Below are 23,770 nucleotides of genomic sequence, written 5' to 3' on the forward strand. Positions count from 1 at the left end.
GTCACCCCGCCGGCAACGCCGCCTTCAGCGACTCAAGAAACAACGACAACGCCAGGGGTTGGTGCCGGCGGCTACGATAAAGCCCGAAGACGCCCAGCGGTTCCGGCTCCAGTTGCTCGAGCACCGGCACCAACTCACCGGCAATCAGACTCTGTCGCACCTCCAGCTCCGGCAGCAGGGCGATCCCCATGCCGGCGCGGGCCGCATTCGTCAGTAGGGACGACTCGTTGGCGCTGAAGTTGCCGGCCACGTCCAGTGCCAGTCTTTCGCCATCAGCCTGCCGAAAATGCCACAGCCCGCGACTGAAATGGCTGTAGTGCAGGCAGTTGTGCAGCGCCAGCTGTTCCGGCGCCGCAGGCCGACCATGCCGGGCGAGGTAGTCCGGACTGGCGCAAAGCACCGACTCGCAGGCGCCCAGTCGGCGGGCAATGACGTTCGGATCAAGGTCATTGGTGATCCGAATCGCCAGATCAATACGCTCCTCCACCAGATTGACCGCCTGGTTACTGACATGCAGATCGACGGCCATCGCCGGGTAGCGGGCCAGAAACGGCGATAGCCAGGGCATCACCATGTGTTCGGCGGTGAAGCGGGCACAGGCCACCCGTAACCGCCCCGCCGGCGTCTCCGCTTCCTGCTGATCGGCAATCCGCTCGGCCACCTCCACCAGCTCCCGGCTCTGCTCCAGCACCCGCTCCCCTGCTGCCGTCAGCGACAGCTTGCGAGTCGAGCGATGCAACAGCCGGGTACCCGCCCAGTGTTCCATCTGTTCCAGATAACGGCTGACCATCGGCCGTGACATATCCAGTACCCGCGCCGCGGCGCTGAGACTGCCCTGTTCACAGATACGATTGAAAACGATCGCGGCCTTGACCCTGTCCATTCACTCACCTGCTCGATTTTTGCAACAAACCATCAACGACAATGGGGATTCTGTTTCCTGATACGAAACCTAGAATAACGCTCCATCAGAGACATCACGACCGGAGCACACCCCATGTCCCACACACCACCACGGTTCCACTGGATACTCGACCCTCTCTGCGGCTGGAGCTATGCCGCCGCGCCGCTGCTGGAGACCGCGCTGGAACGCTTCCCGGGCCAGCATGCGCTGCATTTCGGTGGTCTGTTCCACGGCCCCAGCCGGCGACCGGTGGATGACACCTGGCGTGACCAGGTGCTGGTCCACGACGATCGGATCGCCAGCCTCAGCGGCCAACCCTTTGGCGACGGCTACCGTCACCAGCTGCTGCGCGACCCAACCCTGGTGCTGGACTCCACCCCGGCCATCCGGCGGGTGCTGGCGATCCAGCAGAGCGTCGGGGCAGATACCGCGGCCCGGGCTTTCAATGCGCTCCAGCGGGGCTACTACGGCCATGGCCGCAACATAACCCGCGAAGAGGTCCTGAATGAGCTGCTGGCCGCTGACCAGCTCTGGCCAGAGGCCGCCGAACAGGTCTGGACAAACCAATCCGGGGCGGACCTTCAGCACCACCTGTCCGCCACCCGCCAGCGCCTCGCCGAGCTTGGCGGTCAGGGCTACCCCACCCTGGCCCTGGCACTCGAAGGACAGCCCTGGCACCGCATTCGACTGCCGAACTTCTACGGCGACAAGCCTGGGTGGCAGCGTTTTCTGAACGAACTGCCCAACCTGTAAGCCCCATGATTTGAATAACCAAACACAAAGGTACTTATGATGACCAATACAAAACTCCTACTTGCCACCACCGCCCTGCTCGCCAGCACCAGCACCCTGGCTGCCGACCTGGACCTGACCGTCTACAACCCGGGCGAGGCAGGCATTTTCCCCGTCACCTCCACGCTGATCACCGGACCGACCGAGGCGATGCTGGTGGATGCCCAGTTCAGCACCACCGAGGGCGACGAACTGGTGGACCTGATTCGCGCCAGTGGCAAAACCCTGACCACCATCTACATCAGCGGTGGTGATCCGGACTTCTATTTCGGGCTGGAGCCACTGGTGGCAGCTTTTCCGGACGCCGACGTCATCGCCAGCCCGGCGGTGGTTGCCCACATCAACGCCACCAAGGCCGGCAAGATCGAGTACTGGGGGCCCAAGCTGGGAGAAGGCGCCCCGGAACAGGTGATGGTGCCGAATGTCAGCGAGCGTACCGAGTTTCTGGTGGACGGCGAGCCGGTGGAGGTTCATCACATCAACACCCACCAGGCCCACCTCTGGTTGCCGGGCGAGGAAACCATCCTTGGTGGCGTGGCGGTGTATGCCGGTACCCACGTCTGGACCGCAGACAGCCAGAGTCGTGAAGCCCGTGACCAGTGGCAGGCTGTCCTCAATGAAATGATCGAGCGCCAGCCCCGGCAGGTCATTCCCGGCCACTACCTGGGCCAGCGGCCTGACGGCGCGGACGCGGTGGTGTTCACCCGCGACTACTTGCAGAACTTTGAGCAGGCTCTCACCGATAACGACAGCGGCGATGCCGTCATCAAGGAGCTGAAGGCCCGTTACCCGGACCTGCCGGGAGAGGATTCCCTCACCATCAGCGCCAAGGTCAACACCGGCGAAATGGACTGGTAAACCAGCGCCTGTCGCACACGCACAGCAGGCCGGTCACCAGCCGGTACCGGTGCGGGATGCCATGCAGCCGTGAACCGACGGCTGGATGGGCCGAACAATGTCCAGGATGGACGGGGCGTTGCGCAACCGTAAGCTGCATCCACCCGCCGGATTCCCTAGCATGCCGACCTATTGATTGCTGAAATCGCCGGGAGGTACAGACAATGACGGTTATGGGCATCCGGCTGTCGGTGCGTGAAGTCTTTGCCAGGCTGTTCTCGCTGATGTTCTTTGCGCTGTCCGCAGGCATCGTGATCTCAACCACGGTGACGGTCATCAGCAACCTGGGCAGCGGCCAGGACACCATGCCAATGCTGATACAGGTGATCAACAGCAGCATTATCGCCCTCGCCGTCTACGAACTGGCGATGGTCATTCGCTCCGAATACAGCGGGCCGTCCGGCGCCCACGATGTGGTCACCATGCTGCGACGCACCCTGCCCCGGTTTATCGGCACCGCCTGTGTGGCGATGTCACTGGAGGGACTGATCATGATCATCAAGTACAGTCAGATGGACATGGCGGGCAACCTCTACTATCCGGTGGCGATCATCATCAGCACCGCGTTCCTGCTGGCTGCCCTGGGGGTGTTCCTGAAGATGACGCCGGACCCGGAGGCCCGGCCTGACGGCGCCGGTTAACGACCCATGGCGTAAAACTCGTCGTTGGCACGCATGTTGGCAACGTTTGCCATCCGGTTGGAGAGGCCAAAGAAAGCGGCAATCGCGGCTATGTCCCAGACGTCCTCTTCATCAAAGCCGTGAACCTTGAGCGCCTCGATGTCGGCTTCGGCCACGGCATGGGCCTGCTGGCTGACCTTGAGGGCGAAGTCCAGCATGGCTTTCTGGCGTTCGCTGATGTCGGCCTTGCGGTAGTTCACCGCGACCTGGTCAGCGATCAGCGGGTTCTTTTCGCGAATACGCAGGATGGCACCATGGGCCACCACACAATACTGACACTGGTTGGCATTGCTGGTGGCCACCACGATCATTTCCCGCTCCCCCTGAGTGAGGTTGCCGGGCTTGTCCATCAGGGCATCGTGGTAGGCGAAGAAAGCCCGGAACTCGTCCGGACGGCGGGCCAGCACCAGGAAGACGTTGGGCACGAAGCCGGCTTTTTCCTGTACCGCCAGGATGCGGTCGCGGATGTCCTGCGGCAGGTCTTCCAGGGTAGGCGTGTCGAAACGGCTGATCGGGGGCATGGACGTCTGAACCATACAGATCTCCTTGAATCGTCGGCAATCGGGAATCGTCCGCTGATTGCTGACGCTTTGTTGTTTTTGGGAGATTCACTGTAATGGCAACCGCCGCAGAACACGAGCGTTGAAGCCTCGCTGGCGACTCATGCATTGGTCGTATGCGCACGGGAATCCGGTTGCGAACTGAACGGTTGCAATTTGCACTCAAAAGAATACGGTCACGAATGCACCACAACAATCCTGCAGGGAGATAAAGGACATGACGAAACAAGGTATCACCGGAGTTGTGCTCGCCTCAGTGCTCGCTTCCACCGCGGCCCATGCGGAACTGGGCTACACCTATGCCGAGGGTGGCCTCGCCATGCTCGATACCGACACCGACGACACTCTGTTCGGGGTGGACGGTCGCGGGTCGTATCAGATCAACCGCAACATCTTTGCCTATGGCGGCCTGAGATTTCTGTCCGATGACCTCGACTACACCAACTGGTACCTCGGCGGCGCCTATCGTCACGCCCTGGATGCCCGCACCGATGTCTGGGGCGGCGCCAATCTGGAATACCAGGAAGTGGAGGCGGACAACTGCCGAGGCTTCAGCGGCTGCTCCAAAGACGATGTGGCACCGGCCATCCGTGGCGGTATTCGCCATCAGCTGGACGACCGCATCGAGGTGGGAGCCAGTGCCCGCTATGTCTCCGGCGACCTGGATTACTTCGGTCTCACCGGACAGGGGCGCTACAAGATCCAGCGCAATCTGAGCGCAACCGCCGAACTGGACATCCAGGATGGCGAGCTGGGATTGTTTGGCGGCGTCACGCTGTTCTTCTGATCGCCCCGCCGTTGCAGTTGCCTACCATCCAGGGTGGCCCGGAGCCGATCAGAGCGACTCCGGGCCACCCTTGCGCCAGTTACGCCATCCGCCTTAAACTGGTCACCTCTTTCCTGACTGGAGTATGCACGCCAATGAAGTAAGTCCTGCCATCAACCGATTTCTGAAAATCCAGCCCCATGGCTGGCGGTTTGATAGGACAGGCGGCGTGCCTCTTCGCAACAATTCCCGAGTATCCCGTGCCGGTGTGGCCGCCTGTTCCCGATGGACCTGTTTCCAAAGGAAGAACAACGCCCATGCCCACCTCATCCCCCGTAGTCGACCTGATCGGCCTGTCCCACGGCTTTGCCGATCAACAACTGTTTTCACCCCTCACCTTTACCCTGGCATCCGGCCTGACCGGCCTGGTAGCGGACAACGGCGTCGGTAAATCGGTGCTGCTCAGGCTGCTGGCCGGGGCGCTGACTCCCTCCGAGGGCCAAATCCGCTGGCACCGGGATTGGCACTGGGTAGATCAGCAGGCCGCAGTGGCAGGCCCCAGGGTTGCCGAGGCGCTGGGTGTCGGCCCGCTTTTCGACAGCTGGCAACGGCTGGAACACGGCGAAGGCGATGCCGAGGACCTCACCACCCTCGCAGACCGCTGGCACCTGCCGGCGCAGTGGCAGCAGCAACTGGCCTTCGCTGGCCTGACCTGCCCATTGGACACCCCCGTAGCGACCTTAAGCGGCGGCCAGAGGACCCGTCTCGCCCTGTGCGCCGCCTTCGCCCGGCCACAGGCTTTCCTGCTGCTGGATGAACCCACCAACCATCTCGACCAGGACGGCCGGCTTTGGCTGCTCAAGACGCTGAGGCGCCATCCCGGTGGCGCTCTCATTGCCAGTCACAACCGTGCCCTGCTGCGGCAGGTCGACCAGATTCTGGCGCTGACGCCCCGGGGCCTGCAAGTGTATGGCGGCGGCTACGACGACTACCGGGCAGAGCAGGAGCGTCAGCAACAGGCGCTGAGCCAGCGGCTGGAGCAGCTGTCCCGCGAACGACGGCAACGCCAGCAGCGACAGCAGGCAGCCCTGGAAGCCGCCAGTCGTCGCAGCCGCCAGGGCCGCCGGTTACGACGGGACGGATCGCAAAGCAAACTGCTGCTGGACGCCAGCAAACAGCGGGCCGAGAACAGCATCTCCGGCCTCAAGGACAGCCACCGGCGCCAGCAGTCGGTGCTTACCGAATCGATTCGCGACGCCCGGGCCCAACAGCAGATCAAACCCAACCAGCATCTGGCCCTGAGTTCAGGCCAGGAGCCCGGTGGCCGTCGGCTGTTCCTGCAGGACCTGGTGCTGAGCCATGGCGACACCACCCCCATCACCCTGAGTGTACGGCAAGGTGAACGCTGGCGCGTTCAGGGCGCCAATGGCAGTGGCAAGTCAACCCTGCTGCAAACCATCGCCGGCCGGCTCGAGCCGGCATCCGGTCAATGTCAGCGTAACGGACGCTGCCTGTACCTGGATCAGCAGCTGTCCATCCTCGACGACCAGGCCACCGCCCTCGACAATCTCCGGCGTTACCAGCCGAACCGCGGGGACAGCGATCTGCGCACCCAGCTCGCCGGCATGAACCTCACCGGCGACCTGGCCCTGACACCTACCGGCCGGCTCAGTGGCGGCCAGCGCCTGAAAGTCGCGCTGCTGATGGTGGCCCCGACCGACGACACCCCGGCACTGCTGCTCCTGGACGAGCCCGATAACCACCTGGACCTGCCCTCACAGACCCTGCTGGCCAGTACCCTGACCCACTACCCCGGCGCGCTGCTGCTGGTATCCCACGACGAGGACTTCGTGGCCGCTGTCGGAATCGATCACAGCCTGCTGCTTCAGGACGGCCTCAATAGGCCATGATAATGACACAGCTTTCGCCGATAGCGCTTGCCAAGCCCCGAAAGCTGATTAAACTGTGACCGGTTCAAACTTTGGGGTGCCCCTGAACGTCATGCATCTGATCTCATTCGATATCTTCAGAACCCTCGGCTTTCCTGACACTACGGTGATCAAGCCCGAGCGGTTCCTTGCTCACAAGGAAGAGCTGCGCCAGGCAGACTGGGTGCTGTTTCCGGAATACTGGCAGTTGAACGCCCTGGTGCACGGTCTCAAGTGCCGGGTTTTTCCCAGCGTGGCCAGCTACCGCATTGGCCACGACAAGGTGGAGATGACCCGGGCGTTCGAGACCGTTGCCCCGGCCCACGTACCCTGGACCCTGATCGAAGCCAATGGCCCCCGGGAACGCCAGGAGGTCTGGGACACCATGCCGTCGCCCTTTGTGGCGAAACTGCCACGGGCAAGCATGGGGGAAGGTGTGTGGCTGATTGAAAGTCGCCAGGACTGGCAACGCTACTACGATCGGACCGACGTCCTCTATGCCCAGGAATATCTGCCGATTGACCGCGACATCCGGGTGGTGGTGGTCGGCAACCGGGTGGTGACCGCCTACTGGCGCCAGCAGGCCGACCAGGGCTTCTACAACAACGTTGCCCAGGGCGGTCGCATCGACACCAGCCCGGTTCCCCAGGCCGCCTTGGACCTGGCGTTGCAGCTTGCCCGGGACCTGGAGGTCGACCACGCCGGCTTCGACATCGCCATGGTGGGTGATCACCCGTACGTGTTGGAGTTCAACCGCCTGTTTGGCAACCAGGGCCTGGCCGGCAACGATCGTCTGCGGGATGCCATCCTGAGCTATCTGGAGAGCCGTACCACACCACGGGACCCGGACTCGCCGATCGATCCCGAGCCGCCGCTGCCGGTGGCGGTTTAGTCTACTTCAGCGCCGGCCACTCACCACCAGTGCCACTCCGGTGACAGAGAGTACACCGCCGGCCATGGCCAGCAGTCCCAGGCGTTCGTCGAAGGCCCAGTACGCCTGTAAGGCCGTCACCGGGGGCACCAGATAGAACAGGCTGGCCACCTGATTGGCCGCCCCCTGGCGGATCAGCCACATCAGCAGCAGAATGGCGCCGATGGATACTCCGAACACCAGCCACGCCATCGACAGCTGCAATTGCAGATGCCACTCCACCTCGCGGCTCTCGAAGCCGAAGGCTCCAACGGCAAAAAAGGTAGCGGCAGCGGCATACTGGATCAGCGTCCCCGGAACCAGCTCTGCCTGGGCGCCGTAGCGTTTCTGGTACACCGTGCCCAGCGAGATCCCCACCAGCGACAACAGGACCCATCCCAGGGTCCACACCGGAAAGGTCTCCATGGCCGCTGCTGCAGGCCCCATTTTTTCCAGGATCACCAAGGCGACACCGGCCAGCCCCAGCCCGAGACCGGCCCACTGCCGCATCGCAATACCTTCCCCCAGCAGGAACACGGCAGCCACGCCCGTCACCAGCGGCTGCAGACCGACGATCAGCGACACCAGACCAGAGGGCATACCTCCCTGAATGGCGTAGTACACCCCGCCCAGATAGAACCCATGTACCAGCAGCCCGGTCACCGCCAGATGCCCGGCAACCTGCCAACCAGGCCAGCGCACCCGCAGCCAGGCGGCCAGAGCAAGCAGCAGCGCCATGGTCAACAACATGCGAATCAGCAACAGGGTAAACGGTTCGGCGTAAGGCAGGCCGTACTTGGCGCCAATGAAGCCGGTGCTCCAGAGCCATACAAACAGGGTCGGGATCAGGTAGGTGTAGAACAGCGACCGCATGGCACGACATCTCCTTGATCGAAACCGCCCACCTTACCCCGGTTGGGCGAGTCGCAACAGCCGCGAATGGTCGCAAGCAACGCAAATCAATTCCGACAATAGATCTCATTTGATAACGATTATTGATACCTATATGATCCAGCTCCTGACTGACTCCAGCGGCCGGATTAGGCATGAAAGCAACCTCCACCCTCAACCTTGTCGACCTGTTCCAACGACATCGCCGGGAACTTCACATCTTTCTGACCCGCAAACTCCGGGACCGGGAAACCGCGGCGGATCTGACCCAGGAAACCTTTGTGCGGATGACCGAACAGCTACAGCAGCGTCCCGAACGTCCGATCACCCACAGCCGCTCCTACCTCTATCGGACAGCCAGCAACCTGGCGGTGGATCATGTGCGCCGGCAACAGCGCAACCCCAATGACGTCTGCGACCCGAATGACCTGCCCGAAATCCCCGACGACCTCCAGGTGCCGGAACGGATGATCGGTGGCCGCCAGCAACTCGACAGAGTGGCCGAGGCCATGACCAGACTGCCACCGATGACCCGTGAGGTGTTTCATCTGACCCGGGTCCAGGGGCTCAAGTACCGAGAGGCCGCCAGGCAGTTGGGGGTATCGGAAAGCACCGTGCAGAAACACCTGACTGCGGCCCTGGGTACGGTCATGCACCACTTGGGGGAAGAGCGATGAATCACCCGTCTGCTACCGCCGACACCGTGCAGCAGGCAGCCATCGACTGGGCGGTGATCTGCGCCGATGGCAACCTCTCAGCCACCCAGGCGGCCGATTTCAAGTCCTGGCTGGCTCAGCACCCGTCGCACCCCGGGGCTTACGACGACGCCTGTCGGGTGCTGCAGTTGATGACAACGGCGGCCAAGCAAGCCGCGCCCCCACCGGCAACGGTCACCAACCGCCACACGGTGGTCAAGCCCCGCATCAGCTCGCCGGCACTGGCCTTGGCGGCGTGTCTGATGCTGGCCATGCTGCTTGGGGTTGGCCTGATGCCAGAGCGCTATCAGGCACTGACGGCCGATTACCACACCGAACGGGGGGAAACTCTGCCCCTGACCCTGGCCGATGGCAGCGAGGTGGTGCTCGGCCCGGACTCGGCCATGGATGTGATGCTATCGGCTCAGCAGCGGCGGGTTGAACTCCTCCATGGCGTGGCCTGGTTCCATCCGGCCCCGGCCAAGGATGGGCAGAGACCGCCGTTCGAGGTGGTGGCTGACGACACCGTCACCCGCGCTCTGGGCACCCGATTCGAAGTGGAACGGCTACCGGCCCAACTGCTGGTCACCGTTACCGAGCATCAGGTCGCCATCGCCAGTCATGGAAAACAGGCGCCGCTGGTACTGAATGCCGGGCAGGCGGTGCGTATTCATCCGGATGGGCTCCGGACACCGGTGCCGGCGGCGCAGGCAACCCTTGCCGACTGGCGCCAGGGTACCCTGCGATTCCAGCAGGAACCGCTGAGCCATGTGCTGGCCCGGCTGCAACGGTATTATCCAGGCCAACTGATACTGCTGGGAGACGCCAAGGGGCAACGCCCGATCAGCGGCGTCTTCGACCTGGCACAGCCAGAACAGGCGCTGGCAACCATCACCGACAGCCTCGGTCTGACACAGCAGTCGCTGACGCCCTGGCTGACCCTGGTGTACTGATGCGCCGGCAGGGTCGCGGCTGGCTGCTCCCAGTCTGCCTGATCGCGGCGTTGGCTGGCGTTGGTCAGGCCGGAGCGGTTACCGACCACAGTCCAGGCAACCACACGCAGGAACTGAACATCCCCACCCAGCCGTTACCCGCGGCGCTGCTGGAACTGGCAGAACAGGCTCGACTGCAACTGGTCTATGACGCCAACCTGGTCCCCAACCAGCCGGCACCGTCACTGATCGGGGCCTATACCCTGGCCCGGGCCTTTGAAATCCTGCTGGCGGACACCGGCCTGCACACACGTTTCCAGAGTCATCGGCGGGTGCAACTGGCGCCCGATCCTGCTCCAGTGCAACCGCTGCCCACCCTGGTGGTCAGTGCAAGCGGCTACGAGCAGTCGCTGCAGCAGGCTCCCGCCGCCATCACCGTGATTGACCGCGAACAGCTGATGACCCAACCCTTCCGCTCGCTGCAGGATGCCCTGACCGGCATCCCCGGCGTCAGCATCGCCGGCGGTCGCCATCAGGAAGGAAGCGGCGTATCCATTCGCGGGATGGAGTCGGATCAGACACTGATCCTGGTGGACGGACGCCGGATCAGTTCGGCAGAAGCCAATCCCCGCGGCGGCGGCAATGACCTGGAGAGTCACTGGGTCCCTCCGGTGGCCGCCATCGAGCGGATTGAGGTCATCCGGGGGCCGATGTCGTCACTGTATGGTGCCGACGCGGTTGGCGGCGTGATCAACGTAATCACCCGTGCCGTGGCCAGCAACTGGTCGACCAGTCTGGTTCTTGGCCACACCGCCGCCCTGGTGGGCCAGCAGGGCAATGCCCATCAGGGCAGCGCCTACGTATCCGGCCCGCTGCTGCCTGGCCGGCTGGGGCTGCAACTCTGGGGCAGCCAACAACAGCGCCAGGAAGATGCCTTTGAGAACGGCGCCCAGCAGGGCCGCCAGCAGCAACTCACCGGCCGGCTGTGGCTGGAAACCTCCGACAATCAGCGCTGGATGCTGGAACTGGGGCAGGCCCGGCAACACTACGACCGTCATGCCAATGCCAGCGGAGCGGGCCAGGACCGCCGTCGCCACTACCGTCGACGCAGCTGGGCACTTGCCCACCAGGGCCAGTGGCAGACGCTGGATACCCGCCTCCAGCTCTACCGCGAACACACCTCACGGCAGGCCCCGCTGTTCCAGCGCTACCTGCCAACCAGCGTCACCCATACCATCGCGGATGGCCAGCTCACCGCCTATTTCAGATCGCATACCACCACCCTTGGATACCAGTGGCAGGACACCACCTCCAGCAAAGCCGATTTTCGCAACCTGCAGGTGCCGGACAGCCTCTGGGGCACCCGCTCCGTCAACCAACAGGCCGGGTTTGTGGAAGACGAGTGGCGCTTCGCTCCCCGGTTCACTCTCACCACCGGCGTGCGACTCAGTGACCACCAGATCTACGGCCTGCACTGGAGCCCTCGCAGTTACCTCAACTGGCGCCCCGCGCCCCACTGGACGCTAAAAGGTGGCATCGGCACCGGGTTCAAGGCGCCACAGCTGCGGGAAATGGATGCCTCCAGCGGAGCCCCCCAGGCTCGGGGCGCCATCCTTGCGCTGGGCAATCCGGAGCTTTCACCGGAGCAAAGTGTCAACACTGAGCTCGGCGTCTACTACCAGCGGCCGGGGCTCAACGTCAGTGCGACCGCATTCCACAGCGATTTTCGCAACAAAATCATTAACACCGCCTCCCACCGGTTCCGTGACAGCGACGGCCACCCCATCGCCGTACCGGCACTGACCTGCCAGCCCGGTGACCCGGCCACCCGGGATTGCCCGGCCTGGGGCACCTGGCTCAACCTCCCCGGCGCCCGGGTCCAGGGTCTGGAGCTGCAGGGCCACTGGTCCCCCGATCAGCGGCTGACCGCCAGCCTCAGCTACACCTACACCGACTCCCGTCTGCGCAGTGGTCGCCTGCACGTCACAACCCCCGCTGGCGAGCGCCTGCCGTTCCAGCCAGCCAACGTACTGGCACTGGCCGGTGAGCCCCTGGCCGCTGTTCCTGCCCACCAGGCCTGGCTGAAACTGGCCGGCCAGCTCAGCGAACATCATCCGTTACGGGGCCACCTCCAAGCGAGCTACCACAGCAACCTGACAGCGGTCAGCTTTGGTCAGGGCAACCAGGTCCGGGTTCAGCCGGCGTCACTGACCACTGTGGACCTCGGCCTGTCCTGGTCACCGTCCAGCGCCGTGACCGTCAACGCCGGCCTGGATAACCTGTTTGACCAACGCCGGTTCCGGCTGGACCGGGTCGACGATCCTCGCCGGTACCAATACCCCGACCCGGGCCGCCGGCTGTGGCTCGAGCTGACGGCGGAGTTTTAGCGAGCCGCTAATTAACTCCGGAACACCTCTGGCCTGCAGATCAGCATTTTTTATTACGCGCATTAAAACCCAATACGTCTCACTTACAGATGCGAATAGCACTCGACACAGATTGCTTCAACCTGTCTGACCATCAAGGAGACGCCTGCATGACCCCAGCCCGCGCTATCAGACCGCTTCCCGGCCGCCTGGCCACCGCCATCGCCCTCACCAGCCTCAGTGCAGCCGCACAGGCCAATACCACCAGCCTGCCAACCCTGGTGGTTACGGCCAGTGGCTACGAACAGGAAGTCGCCGAAGCCCCTGCGTCGATCTCGGTCATCAGCCGGGAAGAGCTGGAGTCCCGGGCCTATCGCGACGTCACCGATGCCCTGCAGGATATTCCAGGCGTCAGCATTGAAGGCGGCCCGGGCGGCAAGGCCACGACCGCTGAGGTTTCGATTCGCGGCATGGATTCCCAGTACACCCTGATCATGGTGGATGGCCGCGCCCAGGGCTCGGGCCAGGGCTACTACAACGGCGAAGGCGGAGGCGCCGAGTTTGGCTGGCTGCCTCCGCTGTCTGCGATTGAGCGAATTGAGGTCATCCGGGGCCCCATGTCGTCACTGCACGGCTCGGACGCCCTCGGCGGTGTCATCAACATCATCACCCGCAAGGTGCCAGGGCAATGGCGCGGCAGTCTCACGCTCGACACGGTGATTCAGGGCAATTCGGCATCTGGCGATCGCCGCGAACTGCGCTACTACCTGGGCGGACCGCTGGTCGCGGACACCCTGGCGCTGACGGTGTATGGTTCCCGGTTCCAGCGGGATGAAGACGAGATTGCCAACGGTTACCGTGAGCGTGACAAGGAGGACACCACCGGCAAACTGACCTGGACACCATCGGCAGACCAGGCGGTCACGCTGGAGGCCGGCTATGGCAAGCAGCAGTCCGAAGGCACCGAGGCCGGTGTTGGCCGGGCTTCTGACAAGGTGCTCTACCGGCACCACCAGTCCTTCAGCCACGAGCTGCACTGGGGCAGCAATGAGACCCAGAGCTATGTGCAACGGGAAACCCTCGACAACCAGACCCAGAATGCCGTGTACGAACGGGTAACGGTGGACACCCGCACCAATTTGCCGTTCAACAACCATCAACTGACGGTGGGGGCCCAGTACCGTACCCAGGAAACCGAGAACCCGAGCCGTGCCAAACTCAAGGCCAATCTGCAACGTTGGGACGCCGCGCTGTTTGCCGAAGACGAGTGGTTCCTCAGCGACGACTTTTCCCTCACCGGGGGCGCACGCTGGGTCAAGGACGAAAACTACGGTAACGAACTCACGCCGAGGCTGTACGGTGTTTACCGGTTGGCACCGGAGTGGACCGTCAAGGGCGGAATCAGCACAGGTTATCGCACACCCGATCTCAAGGAAGGGGATTCCCGGTGGGTGGAAGGTGGCGGAGGTCCACGGGTCGACGGCGCCGATGTCGGCAACTCCGACCTCAAGCCGGAAACCAGCCTCAACTACGAGGCAGGCGTGGCCTGGGACCTGACCAATGGATTCTCCGGCAGCCTGACAACCTATTTCACCCAGTTCGACGACAAGATCGAAAAGCCGTTGATCTGTGAGGAAAGCGCCCCCCAGGCCTACGACTGCAGCTATCTGGGCATCGACTACCAGAAGGTCTACCAGTACCAGAACGTAGAGGAAGCCGAACTCAAGGGTGTGGAACTGACACTGGGGTATCGCCTCGGTGCCGTGCAGGCCAGTGCCAACTACACCTTTGCCGACAGCGAGCAGAAGACCGGCGCCAATGCCGGCATTGCCCTGAACAACCAGCCACGGCACCGGGCCAACCTGGGTCTGGACTGGCAGGCCACAGCGGCGCTGAACGTTTGGGGTAAGGTAAAGTACAAGGGCGAAACCCTGGAGACCGTCGGCCGTCGCGGCGTTAACCAGTACCCCTCCTACACCTTCGTCGACACCGGGCTGAACTTCCAGTGGGGCCGCCACGCTCAGCTCTACGCCGGGGTCTACAATCTGTTCGACAAGGAAATCCGCTACGATGAATACAGCAAGGTGCTGGACGGTCGCCGCTACAACGCCGGGGTGGTATTCAGTTTCTGACACTCGCTGACCAACCACTCAGGAGAGCCGTTTCAGAGTCGGTACCGTATGCTGGGGGCATATGTTCATAGTCAGGAGACCGTTATGTCTGCCCCCATTCTCATCACCGGTGCCGGCCAACGCATAGGGCTGGCCTTTGCGCACCACTGTCTGGCCCAGGGTCAGCCAGTGGTAGTCAGTTACCGCAGCTACCGTCCGGCGGTGGATGCCCTGCAGAAAGCCGGCGCCGAGTGCCTGGCGGCGGATTTCTGCAGCGACGCTGGCATTGACGATTTTATCGATCAGGTAAAAGCCCGCAGCAACGGCTTACGGGCCATCATTCACAACGCCTCGGACTGGATGCCCGAGACTCCTGAGCGCTCCGCGACCGAGACCATGCAGGCGATGATGCAGGTTCACGCCATGGCGCCCTATCGCATCAACCTGGCGCTGCAGAACCTGCTGACCTCCGGCGATGGCCCCAGGGACATCATCCACATGACGGATTATGTGGTGGAGAAAGGCAGCGCCAAACACATCGCCTACGCCGCCAGCAAGGCGGCCCTGGCCAATCTGACGCTGTCTTTTGCCCGCCTGTTGGCGCCCCGGGTCAAGGTCAACAGCGTGGCGCCGTCACTGATCTGCTTCAATGCCGGCGATGATGCTGCCTATCGCCAAAAAGCACTAGGCAAGTCATTGCTGCAGATGGAGCCCGGTGAGGCGGTGGCAGTGCAAACGCTGCAGTTCATCCTAGACAACCCCTATCTCACCGGCCGCACCCTGGCCCTGGATGGCGGTCGCCACCTGGCCTGAGCACGGGGCAGAGAAGCCGCCAATCACGCCAGAATGGCGTCCGGCGATTCTGGCAGGATCTGGCCACCGTCCACCACAATCTGCTGACCGGTGATGTAGCGGGCTTCCGACGACGCCAGGAAGCAGGCCGCGTGACCGATGTCCTCCGGGGTACCCAGCTGGTGGGTGGGCACCGCTGCGCGCATCTGCGCCAGGTAGCTTTCACCCTGGGCCTGCAGACCCTCGGTCAGCACATTGCCCGGCATTACGGCATTTATGGTGATGCCGTCCTTTGCCACTTCTAGGGCGGCGCTGCGCATGAAGCCCAGCTGACCGGCCTTGCTGGCGCCGTAGTGACTCCAGCCCGGAAAGCCGGTGATCGGCCCGGTGATGGAGGAGGTTATCACCACCCGACCGTAGCGCTGCTGGCGCATCGGCACCAGGGCGGCCTGGACGATCTGGAACATGCCCTTGAGGTTGACCGACTGGACCTGGTCCCAGTCGTCGCCGGTCATCTCAGCCAACGACGCCTGGGGGAAAATGCCGGTGTTGGAGCACAGAATGTCCAGCCGTCCAAGGCGCTCCGTCACCGCCGCTACCGCCTGCTGGCAGTTGGCCGCGTCGGTGACATCCAGGCAGACAAACTGCCCGCCGAGCTCCCGCGCCACCTGCTCACCAGCCTCCCGGTCGATATCGCCGATCACCACCATCGCACCCGCTTCATGCAGTACGCTGGCAATGCCGCGGCCAATGCCGTGAGCACCACCAGTGACCAGAGCCACCTGTCCATCCAGCCTGAACATACCCTTACCTCCTGATTCTGTTTCTGTGAGCCGTTACAGCTATCATCCGCATCGCCGTTGTCGGGCGACACGTCCTGTGTGCCTGCGTATATGGGAGTCAGGGTATCAGTCCGGAAAGGCGGCTGATTGACCCCGGTCAACGCCCGCGCCCGAAGCAGGCGTTTTGTGATACTTCACCAAGCCATCGTGACGCACTTGTGACCTTTGCGTGAGGAACCGCTCCTGCCACCGGCGACACACTGGCAGGCGAGCAAATAAGGAGGGTCTCACCATGAAGCTCACACGCGCAGTCACCACCGGCCTGGCCATCCTGGGCCTAACGCCAGCCCTGGTCCAGGCAGCCGACCTGACGGTCACGATCGAAAACCTCACCCGGGGCGTTTACTTCACACCATTGGCGGTCGCGGCCCATCCCGAGGGCAGTCAACTGTTTCAGACCGGCCAGCCGGCCTCCACACAGATCCAGGCGATGGCCGAGGGTGGGGACATCAGCGGCCTCGCGGGCCAGCTAAGCAGCCTTGGTGCCACCCAGGCCAACAACCCCGCCGGCGGTTTGCTGGCCCCGGGTGCCAGCGCCACGGCGAGCCTGAATACTGACGGCACCGCCAACACTCAACTGTCAGTCACTGCCATGCTGTTGCCCACCAATGATGGCTTTGTCGCCCTCAATGCCATCGACATTCCCACCACACCGGGCACGTACAGCTTCTATGCCAACGCTTACGACGCCGGTACCGAAGGCAACGATGAAGTTCGTGGCAGCGGTTCTCCGGGTGAGGCCGGTTTCCCGGTGCCCCCGCCGCTGGAGCCGGTGGTGGGTACTGGTGCCACCGGCATCACCGCGGCGGCGGAAGGCTTTGTCCACATCCACCGCGGTGTACTGGGGGACAGCGACAATGGTGCCGGCCCGTCCGACATCGACAGCGGGCTGCATCGCTGGTTGAACCCAGTGGCGCGGATTACCGTGACCGTCAATTGAGGGAGGTGCATCATGAACCGCAAAGCCAACCTCACGGGTACGTCGGGGGTGTACCGATGGAGCGCCATCCTCGGCATCACGGCCCTGACGACTCTGCTCGCAGGCTGCCCATTTGACGGCGATAACGATAACGTTAACGATAACAACAGCGACACCGATACCTTTGAAGTCACCATCACCAACCTGACCGCCGGGCAGCCCTTTTCCCCGGCTGCCGTGATCTTCCACGGTCAACACTGGCGCGCGTTCACCACCGGCGAGCCGGCGTCCGTAGCACTGGAAACCCTGGCCGAAGGCGGCAACAACGCCAGCCTGCTGGCCGAGGCTGCCGATGCCAGCCAGGTGTATGGCCACGCCAGCGGTCACGGCCCCATCGCGCCCGGAGCCAGCGAAACTGTCACCATCACACTGCCAGAGGCCCACAATCGCGATGGTCTGTCGGTGTCGGTACTGACCATGCTGGTGAACAGCAACGATGGCCTCGCCGCGCTCAACGGAGTGTCGCTGCCGGCGCTGGAGGAACGCCAGAGCCTCCACTTCACCGCCTTGAGCTATGACAGCGGTACCGAAGCCAACACCGAGACGGTCGACACCATTCCCGGCCCGGCCGCCAGCGGTGGGGCGCAGGAAGGCTTCAATCCGGTGCGGGACGATGTCCGGGATGCGGTGGCTCTGCATGGCGGCGTTGTCACGCAGGATGACGGCATGACCGGTTCGGTACTGCGCGCTCAGCATCGCTGGGATCACCCGGCCATGCGAGTCACCGTCGTTCGCACTGACTGACGTGGTAAGCACTGAGTCGAGTGGTTCGTTCTGGGTCGACGGATCACCACAACAGACCCGGTGTTCACCGCCCGATGCATGACAAAAACTGGAATCCAGATCGCTTACTCTGACTGGCCGACACGGTATACTGTCGGCCAGTCACGGCGGGTGGTGGAGGACCAGGACTGATCTTCCACACCGGTATTGATCCGCCAGTCAAACGTAAAGGACGTCCAGCGCATTACCATGACCAGCAACCACGGCCTGCTGGCCCAACTCCCGGCTACCCTGATGCTGGTGGTCTCGATGATGATGACCACCACCACCCTGGCAGACAGCGTCCGCCGCATCGTCCATCCGGACGGTTCGGTAGAATTCACCAACGTCCGCGGCAGCCAGGAGCGCAAAGCTTCAACCCGCAGTGAGGTGGTCTACCGCTATCAGGACCAGAACGGCGTGGTGTCGTTCAGTGGCGAACGCCCCGAAGCGGCCAGCTACGACGTTATCCGCTTTCACTGCTTCGCCTGCAACCCGTCCTCGACGGTGAATTGGCTGACCACGCCGCTGTATCGCTCCCCCTACCAGCAGGAAATCCGGGCCGCCGCCCGGGAGCACGACGTTGATCCCGCCCTGGTGCGGGCAGTCATTCACGCCGAGTCCGCCTTCAATCCCAAAGCCCTGTCCCCCAAAGGCGCCCAGGGGCTGATGCAGCTGATGCCGGGCACCGCCCGGGATCTGGAGGTTGGCAACGCGATGGACGCGGCCGAAAACATCCGTGGCGGTGTGCAATACCTGGCGTGGATGCTGAAGCGGTTTGATGACGACGTTACCCTGGCAACGGCCGCCTACAACGCCGGCCCAGGCGCGGTGGAGCGTTACGGCGGCATTCCGCCCTATGCCGAAACCCAGGCTTATGTCGAGCGGGTCGGTATCCTCCATCGCCGCTACGGTGGGTTCTAGAGAACCACCTCCCTACCCTCCTTCCCGCGAACCATAACGGTGACGCAACGACGCTGGCACCTGGGCCAGCAGCCGCTGTACCAGAACCTTCATGGCATAATCGATTGGCGTGGTATCCAGACCCGGCTCCATCGTCGCCAACAGATGCGCCACCGCTTCCGCCGTGGCCAGGTAACCCGGGCCAGGCGCCTTGCGGATGATATAACGGGATGGCGGCGGGGCGACGAGATGGTAGCTTGGCAGGGCCTGTAACACCGGATTCAGGTGCACCAGTTTCGCAGCCTTGCGCCAGGTGCCGTCGAGCACGATCCAGTGGTTGATATCACTCGGTGGCGCGCTTTCCAGGGGACGGCTATCAGGGCCAGGAAACAACAGCCCGACGCCAGAACCAAGGCTGTCGGTATCAACCCCGCCCCGGGCCAGCTCCACGGGTGATTCGCCAATACAGATGCGGCAGGACTGCAGACACTGCGCCAGCACCCTTACCGTGCCCTTGGCACGACCGACCTCTGAGGGATGCTGCAGAATGGTGATGGCCGTCTCATTGGCGACCGGCCGGCAGGCGTCGCAAACGCACAAGCGGGTATGCAGGCCGCAGAGGTCACACAGGGTTCGCGACATGGTGCCGGGCCGTCAGGAGTCTCAAGGCTTGGTGCCGTTGTTGATGTAACGCTGGGTAAAATCGGCAATGTACTCCTGCACCCGACCCTCACCCCGCATTCGAACCAGCGCATCGGCAAACGCCTCCCGCAATTCCGGGGTGTTGCAGCGGGAACGCTTGGAAAAGGCGATGTAGAGATTCTCGACGCTGACAAACAGACCGGACGACTGGAAATCCTCCAGCTCCCCCTTGCTCGCCAGTTTTACCCTACCCTGCAACGCCTCGTAGAGCACGTAATCGACCCGGCCCATGAGAGCCATCTTGAAAGCCTGCTCAATCGAGCGGACCCCTTCTATTCGCAGGTTCGCTTCCGCGTAGGCATCGAAGGCCTGGCCAAAACTGTTGCCAAACAGCGTGGCACCGGTGCGTCCCTTGAGGTCGGACCACTGGCGATAATCGAACGCCTCGTCACGGGGCATCCACACCACCGTGGGAATCGGGGCCAGCGAGGGCACAACATAGTCCAGGTATTGCTGACGTTCATCGGTCAGAAAGGCGCCCGCCACCAGATCAATGCGACCGGTGCGGGCAGACTCCAGAGTGCGGGACCAGGGGCCGACGTGACGCACCTGAATACGAATGCCCAGCTCGGCAAACAGCTCTTCCAGAACCGCCGGCACCGCCCCGATGACCCGGTCCGGCTCGGCAGGATCGCGCCACAGGAACGGCGGATACTCCGAGTTACCCGCCACCAGCAGTTCATCACAGGCCGGTGCTTCCTCGGCCTTGGCCGGCAAAGCTGACACCAAGCACCACACCACCATCCAGAGGAACGCAAATCGTCTCTTCAACCAACGGTCAAGAAGCATCGTTATCTCTGATGGCATGGTCTATCCAGTTCAAGCGGCGGAGTGTCAGGGTATCAAGCGGGCAGGTGCGTCCGGCTTACCACAACCCTGTCGGGCCTGTTTGGCGAGGCAATTGTCCCAAACTATAGCAACTTACAGCAATTGTGAAATATCGATATGTACAACCCGTCCGCACGGAAGCAAAAACATCCATACTCTCTCGTCACTCCTGACTTTAGAAGCTTGGCATTTCACTTCCAACAGCATTTCTGACAGATATCAATTCTGCTTCCGGTTCCAAGATGCATAGAAACCTACTCTGGTAGCGTGGCTGTGGATGAGAGAACTAAGGAGAATGAACGATGAAAGGAATACGGCTGTCTCAACTTGGGCTGGCACTCGGCATTGGCCTGGCCGCCTCAGCCCAGGGGGCGGACCTGATGACACGGGCGCAGCAGACGTTCGATCCAGTACCGCAGTATCCTGCCAGTCTCGATGGCAATGAACTGACCGAAGCCAAGGTGGCGCTGGGGAAAATGCTGTTCTTCGAACCGCGGCTGTCTGCCAGCCACCTGATCAGCTGTAACACCTGTCATAACGTGGGCATGGGCGGACACGACTACCTGCCCACGTCCATTGGCCACGGCTGGCAGAAAGGTCCCCGCAATTCGCCCACCGTGTTCAATGCGGTGTTCAATGCCGCCCAGTTCTGGGATGGCCGGGCCGCCGATCTGGCGGAGCAGGCCAAAGGCCCGGTTCAGGCTGGGGTGGAAATGAGCAGCACCCCGGAGCGGGTGGTTGCAACTCTCAACAGTATGCCGGAGTACCAGCAGCGCTTCGAAGACGCGTTTCCGGGTGACCAGGCGCCGGTGACCTTTGACAACATGGCCACGGCCATTGAGGCGTTCGAGGCCACCCTCACCACCCCCAACGCCCGCTTTGACCAATACCTCAGGGGCGATCAGAGCGCGCTCAATGAACAGGAACAAGAGGGCCTGGCGCTGTTCATGGACCGGGGCTGCGCAGCCTGCCACGACGGTGTCAACCTCGGCGGCCAGTCCTACTTCCCGTTTGGTCTGGTCACCAAACCCGGCGGCGATATCCTGCCCCAGGGCGACAAGGGGCGCTTTGCGGTGACCGAGACCGCCTCGGACGAATACGTGTTCCGTGCGGCTCCGTTAAGAAACATTGCCCTGACCGCGCCCTACTTCCATTCCGGAGCCGTTTGGGATCTGGAAGAAGCCGTCAGCGTGATGGGGACCGCCCAACTGGGCACGAAACTGGAACCAAACGAAGTTGAGGCCATTGTCGCCTTTCTGGGAACCCTGACCGGGGATGTACCGAAGATCGAGTACCCGGTGTTACCCGTCAGCACTGGCACCACCCCGAAACCCGATCCGATGGTGCCCTGATCGGCAACACAGAGGACCGCCTGAGCTCTGTTACTGCCCGGAATAACACGCCGGCCTTTCGGACCCCGTGCTATTCCGGCTCGCCCTCCTTTGGCGTCACCCGGGTGGCGCGTTTTCGTTGACGTTTCTGGCCATACATGCGCCGGTCTGCAACATCCAGCAATACATCAATCTCACGACCATCTTCCGGATAGACCGCACCACCGATACTGGCCCTTATCGGCAGAGTCAGGCCTCGGAAATGGCTGGGCTGGCACAGGGCATCCCGGAGGCGGTCAATCACCGGTTCCAGGTTGCAGTCCGCCGCCAGCGGGGATAAGACGGCAGCAAACTCGTCACCGCCGATACGGGCAATGGTATCGGTATCCCTCGCGGCCTGATGACAACGCTCAGCAAATGTACGGATCAGGGCATCGCCCACCTGGTGGCCATGACGGTCATTAACTACTTTAAGATCATCCAGGTCGATCACTAATACCCCCAGCGGTTCTTCCGACCGTAGACACTGGATCAGCTTGTTACGAAGACGGTCCATGAACAGGGAGCGGTTGGCAAGGCCCGTCAAGTCGTCATGAGTGGCCCGATAAAAAAGTTCGTCGCGGTCGTACTTGCCAGCAAAATACATCGCCGAGGCCACCAGATCCGACAGCAGCACCAGCAGTTGGATGTCGGCGGCCGCAAACTGGTTGGGTTCGGAAGACAGGGCCTTGAGCACACCGATCACATCGCCGTCATGTTTCAGCGGGACCAGCACCATTGACCGCAAGCCAACCTTGCGGCAGGCGGCGCGGTCCACCCGTTCGTCGGTTTCCGAATCATTGCTCAGGAGGGCCCGGCCGGTGCGGGCGCACAAACCAGAGATGCTGGCGTCCTGTTGAAGCCGAAGGCCCAAGTAAGGTTTCGCCGCACCTGAGGCGGCGCGATACACCATTTCACCGTTCTCGAGCAGTTCAATAACGGCGCCATCGGCCTCAACCAGCTCCAGAGTGCGGTCGACCACCAGACTCATGACTTCACCGAGATTAGGTCCCAGTCGGACCACATCGGTCTGCAGTTGGATTACGTCATTCAACTGGTCTGGCGTTGGCATGTCGCACCTCGCGGCAATGGACGGCTCAAGGCGACAACCTACCAACCTCCCTGTCGCCGGGCATCCTGCACCAGACCCGGTGTGCCGAAACGAGCGAAGCGTTACCTTCAGCCTAATCCGCAAGACAAGATTTGTAAAAAACTACAGAGTCTCACCCTATTTACTCCGCAGAAAGCTGGCGAACAAAAGCCTCCAGTGCCCTACTTGGCTCGTCCCGCCACACCAGGTGGGTCCGATTGCGGGCCAGCGCCGGCGGCAGGCGGTGGCGCTGCACCTGCGCTCCCAGGGATGCCTGATCCAGCACCGATTCAGGCACAAAGGCTGCGCCAGCACCAGCCGCAACGCAGGCGACAATGGCGTGGTAGGACCCAAGATCCAGAAACCGCCTCGGCGACACTCCACCTGCTGCCAGCCAGTCCACCAGACAACGACGGTAGGAACAGCCATGGGGAAAGGCCACCACCGCCGCAGCCCCCAGATCCTCTGGTCGCGCTACCGGCGGATGGTCGCGGGCGGTGATCAATACCAGGTTTTCGGTGAACACCGGGTGGACGGTCAACCCGGTGCTGTCGAAAGGCTCAGACACAAACGCCGCTTCAATCTCACGATGCCGCAGCCATTCCAGCAAGGTACCGGTGCTGCCGGTGCGCAACTCCACAGCGATATCGCCATGTTCACGATGGAAGGTCGACAGCCGCGACGGCAATCGCACCGCCGCGGCGCTTTCCAGGGAGCCCAGCCGAAGCTGCCCACTGACCGCCCCGCCCAACATCGAGCGCTCGGCCTCCTCGGCCAGCTTCAACAGGTGGTCAGCATGACCCAGCAGCTTGTGACCGGACTCAGTCAGCACCAGACCACGGCCCTGGCGCCGGAACAGCTTCTGGCCCAACCGCTCCTCGAAGCGGCGTACGCGGGTGGTGATGTTGGATGGTACCCGGTTCAGGGTTTCCGCCGCCCGCACCACACCGCCACCACGGGCGACTGTCTGGACAATGAGCAGGTCTTCCAGGGTTATAATTCTCATTTTGAGAACGCTCACAACAATTAATTCAATTTTATAGTATCGATAATTGACGTCTAATGGCGAG

General features: G+C 62.7%; 23 protein-coding genes. 15 read left to right on the forward strand and 8 right to left on the reverse strand.

The window, feature by feature from the left end; all coding sequences use genetic code 11:
• Position 1: 1 nt before the first annotated feature.
• Positions 2-883, reverse strand: a complete 882-nt coding sequence (locus MLD24_RS02965; protein ID WP_248163759.1) for a LysR family transcriptional regulator — start codon at positions 881-883, stop codon at positions 2-4.
• A 114-nt stretch (positions 884-997) separates the two neighbouring features.
• On the opposite strand from MLD24_RS02965, the gene MLD24_RS02970 reads away from it, so the two are divergent.
• The 3 genes from MLD24_RS02970 to MLD24_RS02980 all read left to right on the forward strand — a co-directional run bounded on the left by MLD24_RS02970 (position 998) and on the right by MLD24_RS02980 (position 3,234).
• Positions 998-1,657 carry a DsbA family protein gene (locus MLD24_RS02970; protein WP_248163762.1) on the forward strand — a complete coding sequence of 220 codons (660 nt, stop codon included), beginning with the start codon at positions 998-1,000 and terminating at the stop codon, positions 1,655-1,657.
• Between the two features lie 39 nt (positions 1,658-1,696).
• The gene (locus MLD24_RS02975; protein WP_248163765.1) at positions 1,697-2,554 is read left to right on the forward strand and encodes a Vmh family MBL fold metallo-hydrolase; all 858 of its coding nucleotides are present in this window, start codon (positions 1,697-1,699) and stop codon (positions 2,552-2,554) included.
• Between the two features lie 203 nt (positions 2,555-2,757).
• Complete coding sequence (locus MLD24_RS02980) at positions 2,758-3,234, forward strand: hypothetical protein (RefSeq protein ID WP_227174948.1); 477 nt, start codon at positions 2,758-2,760, stop codon at positions 3,232-3,234.
• On the opposite strand, the gene MLD24_RS02985 is transcribed toward MLD24_RS02980, so the two are convergent.
• Positions 3,231-3,809: a peroxidase-related enzyme gene (locus tag MLD24_RS02985; RefSeq protein ID WP_227174946.1), complete on the reverse strand. Its 579-nt coding sequence runs from the start codon at positions 3,807-3,809 to the stop codon at positions 3,231-3,233. The genes MLD24_RS02980 and MLD24_RS02985 overlap by 4 nt on opposite strands.
• 241 nt (positions 3,810-4,050) lie before the next feature.
• On the opposite strand from MLD24_RS02985, the gene MLD24_RS02990 reads away from it, so the two are divergent.
• The 3 genes from MLD24_RS02990 (at position 4,051) to MLD24_RS03000 (ending at position 7,419) form a co-directional block, all read left to right on the forward strand.
• Entirely contained in the window at positions 4,051-4,620 is a 570-nt protein-coding gene (locus MLD24_RS02990) for an outer membrane beta-barrel protein (protein ID WP_248163779.1), read from the forward strand.
• Between the two features lie 296 nt (positions 4,621-4,916).
• Complete coding sequence (locus MLD24_RS02995; protein ID WP_248163782.1) at positions 4,917-6,509, forward strand: ABC-F family ATP-binding cassette domain-containing protein; 1,593 nt, start codon at positions 4,917-4,919, stop codon at positions 6,507-6,509.
• Between the two features lie 91 nt (positions 6,510-6,600).
• Positions 6,601-7,419, forward strand: coding sequence for an ATP-grasp domain-containing protein (locus tag MLD24_RS03000; protein ID WP_248163786.1), 819 nt, complete (start codon positions 6,601-6,603; stop codon positions 7,417-7,419).
• A 6-nt stretch (positions 7,420-7,425) separates the two neighbouring features.
• Here MLD24_RS03000 and MLD24_RS03005 read toward each other — a convergent pair whose 3' ends face one another.
• Positions 7,426-8,310 carry a DMT family transporter gene (locus MLD24_RS03005; protein WP_248163790.1) on the reverse strand — a complete coding sequence of 295 codons (885 nt, stop codon included), beginning with the start codon at positions 8,308-8,310 and terminating at the stop codon, positions 7,426-7,428.
• A 173-nt stretch (positions 8,311-8,483) separates the two neighbouring features.
• On the opposite strand from MLD24_RS03005, the gene MLD24_RS03010 reads away from it, so the two are divergent.
• From MLD24_RS03010 to folM, 5 genes are all read left to right on the forward strand, one after another.
• Positions 8,484-9,005, forward strand: a complete 522-nt coding sequence (locus MLD24_RS03010; protein WP_248163793.1) for an RNA polymerase sigma factor — start codon at positions 8,484-8,486, stop codon at positions 9,003-9,005.
• The gene (locus MLD24_RS03015) at positions 9,002-9,976 is read left to right on the forward strand and encodes a FecR family protein (protein ID WP_248163796.1); all 975 of its coding nucleotides are present in this window, start codon (positions 9,002-9,004) and stop codon (positions 9,974-9,976) included. The genes MLD24_RS03010 and MLD24_RS03015 overlap by 4 nt, the downstream gene beginning before the upstream one ends.
• Positions 9,976-12,342, forward strand: coding sequence for a TonB-dependent receptor (locus MLD24_RS03020; RefSeq protein ID WP_248163800.1), 2,367 nt, complete (start codon positions 9,976-9,978; stop codon positions 12,340-12,342). Before MLD24_RS03015 ends, MLD24_RS03020 begins: the two co-directional genes overlap by 1 nt.
• Before the next feature lie 149 nt (positions 12,343-12,491).
• A complete protein-coding gene (locus MLD24_RS03025; protein WP_248163803.1) occupies positions 12,492-14,453 on the forward strand; it encodes a TonB-dependent receptor domain-containing protein in 1,962 nt (653 codons plus the stop codon).
• An 84-nt stretch (positions 14,454-14,537) separates the two neighbouring features.
• Positions 14,538-15,245, forward strand: a complete 708-nt coding sequence (gene folM, locus MLD24_RS03030) for a dihydromonapterin reductase (protein WP_248163806.1) — start codon at positions 14,538-14,540, stop codon at positions 15,243-15,245.
• 23 nt (positions 15,246-15,268) lie between these two features.
• Here folM and fabG read toward each other — a convergent pair whose 3' ends face one another.
• On the reverse strand, positions 15,269-16,027 hold the full coding sequence (gene fabG, locus MLD24_RS03035; RefSeq protein ID WP_248163811.1) for a 3-oxoacyl-ACP reductase FabG: 759 nt from the start codon (positions 16,025-16,027) through the stop codon (positions 15,269-15,271).
• Between the two features lie 271 nt (positions 16,028-16,298).
• Between fabG and MLD24_RS03040 the strand changes: the two genes are divergently transcribed.
• The 3 genes from MLD24_RS03040 to MLD24_RS03050 all read left to right on the forward strand — a co-directional run bounded on the left by MLD24_RS03040 (position 16,299) and on the right by MLD24_RS03050 (position 18,731).
• Positions 16,299-17,006, forward strand: a complete 708-nt coding sequence (locus MLD24_RS03040) for a spondin domain-containing protein (protein ID WP_248163815.1) — start codon at positions 16,299-16,301, stop codon at positions 17,004-17,006.
• A 12-nt stretch (positions 17,007-17,018) separates the two neighbouring features.
• The gene (locus tag MLD24_RS03045) at positions 17,019-17,789 is read left to right on the forward strand and encodes a spondin domain-containing protein (RefSeq protein ID WP_248163819.1); all 771 of its coding nucleotides are present in this window, start codon (positions 17,019-17,021) and stop codon (positions 17,787-17,789) included.
• Positions 17,790-18,017: 228 nt separating this feature from the next.
• Entirely contained in the window at positions 18,018-18,731 is a 714-nt protein-coding gene (locus MLD24_RS03050) for a lytic transglycosylase domain-containing protein (protein WP_425562329.1), read from the forward strand.
• Positions 18,732-18,743: 12 nt separating this feature from the next.
• Here the strand turns inward: MLD24_RS03050 and MLD24_RS03055 are convergent, their stop codons facing one another.
• Both MLD24_RS03055 and MLD24_RS03060 read right to left on the reverse strand, forming a co-directional pair.
• The gene (locus tag MLD24_RS03055) at positions 18,744-19,352 is read right to left on the reverse strand and encodes a tRNA-uridine aminocarboxypropyltransferase (RefSeq protein WP_248163823.1); all 609 of its coding nucleotides are present in this window, start codon (positions 19,350-19,352) and stop codon (positions 18,744-18,746) included.
• A gap of 21 nt (positions 19,353-19,373) precedes the next feature.
• On the reverse strand, positions 19,374-20,138 hold the full coding sequence (locus MLD24_RS03060) for a substrate-binding periplasmic protein (protein ID WP_248163826.1): 765 nt from the start codon (positions 20,136-20,138) through the stop codon (positions 19,374-19,376).
• A 404-nt stretch (positions 20,139-20,542) separates the two neighbouring features.
• On the opposite strand from MLD24_RS03060, the gene MLD24_RS03065 reads away from it, so the two are divergent.
• On the forward strand, positions 20,543-21,592 hold the full coding sequence (locus MLD24_RS03065; RefSeq protein WP_248163829.1) for a cytochrome-c peroxidase: 1,050 nt from the start codon (positions 20,543-20,545) through the stop codon (positions 21,590-21,592).
• Positions 21,593-21,662: 70 nt separating this feature from the next.
• On the opposite strand, the gene MLD24_RS03070 is transcribed toward MLD24_RS03065, so the two are convergent.
• Both MLD24_RS03070 and MLD24_RS03075 read right to left on the reverse strand, forming a co-directional pair.
• Positions 21,663-22,682 (reverse strand): sensor domain-containing diguanylate cyclase, encoded by a 1,020-nt coding sequence (locus tag MLD24_RS03070; protein ID WP_248163832.1) that lies wholly within the window; start codon positions 22,680-22,682, stop codon positions 21,663-21,665.
• A gap of 160 nt (positions 22,683-22,842) precedes the next feature.
• Positions 22,843-23,706 carry a LysR substrate-binding domain-containing protein gene (locus MLD24_RS03075; RefSeq protein ID WP_227174898.1) on the reverse strand — a complete coding sequence of 288 codons (864 nt, stop codon included), beginning with the start codon at positions 23,704-23,706 and terminating at the stop codon, positions 22,843-22,845.
• Between the last annotated feature and the right edge of the window lie 64 nt (positions 23,707-23,770).

It is taken from the genome of Marinobacter xestospongiae (genome assembly GCF_023156385.1).
Lineage (GTDB): Bacteria > Pseudomonadota > Gammaproteobacteria > Pseudomonadales > Oleiphilaceae > Marinobacter > Marinobacter xestospongiae.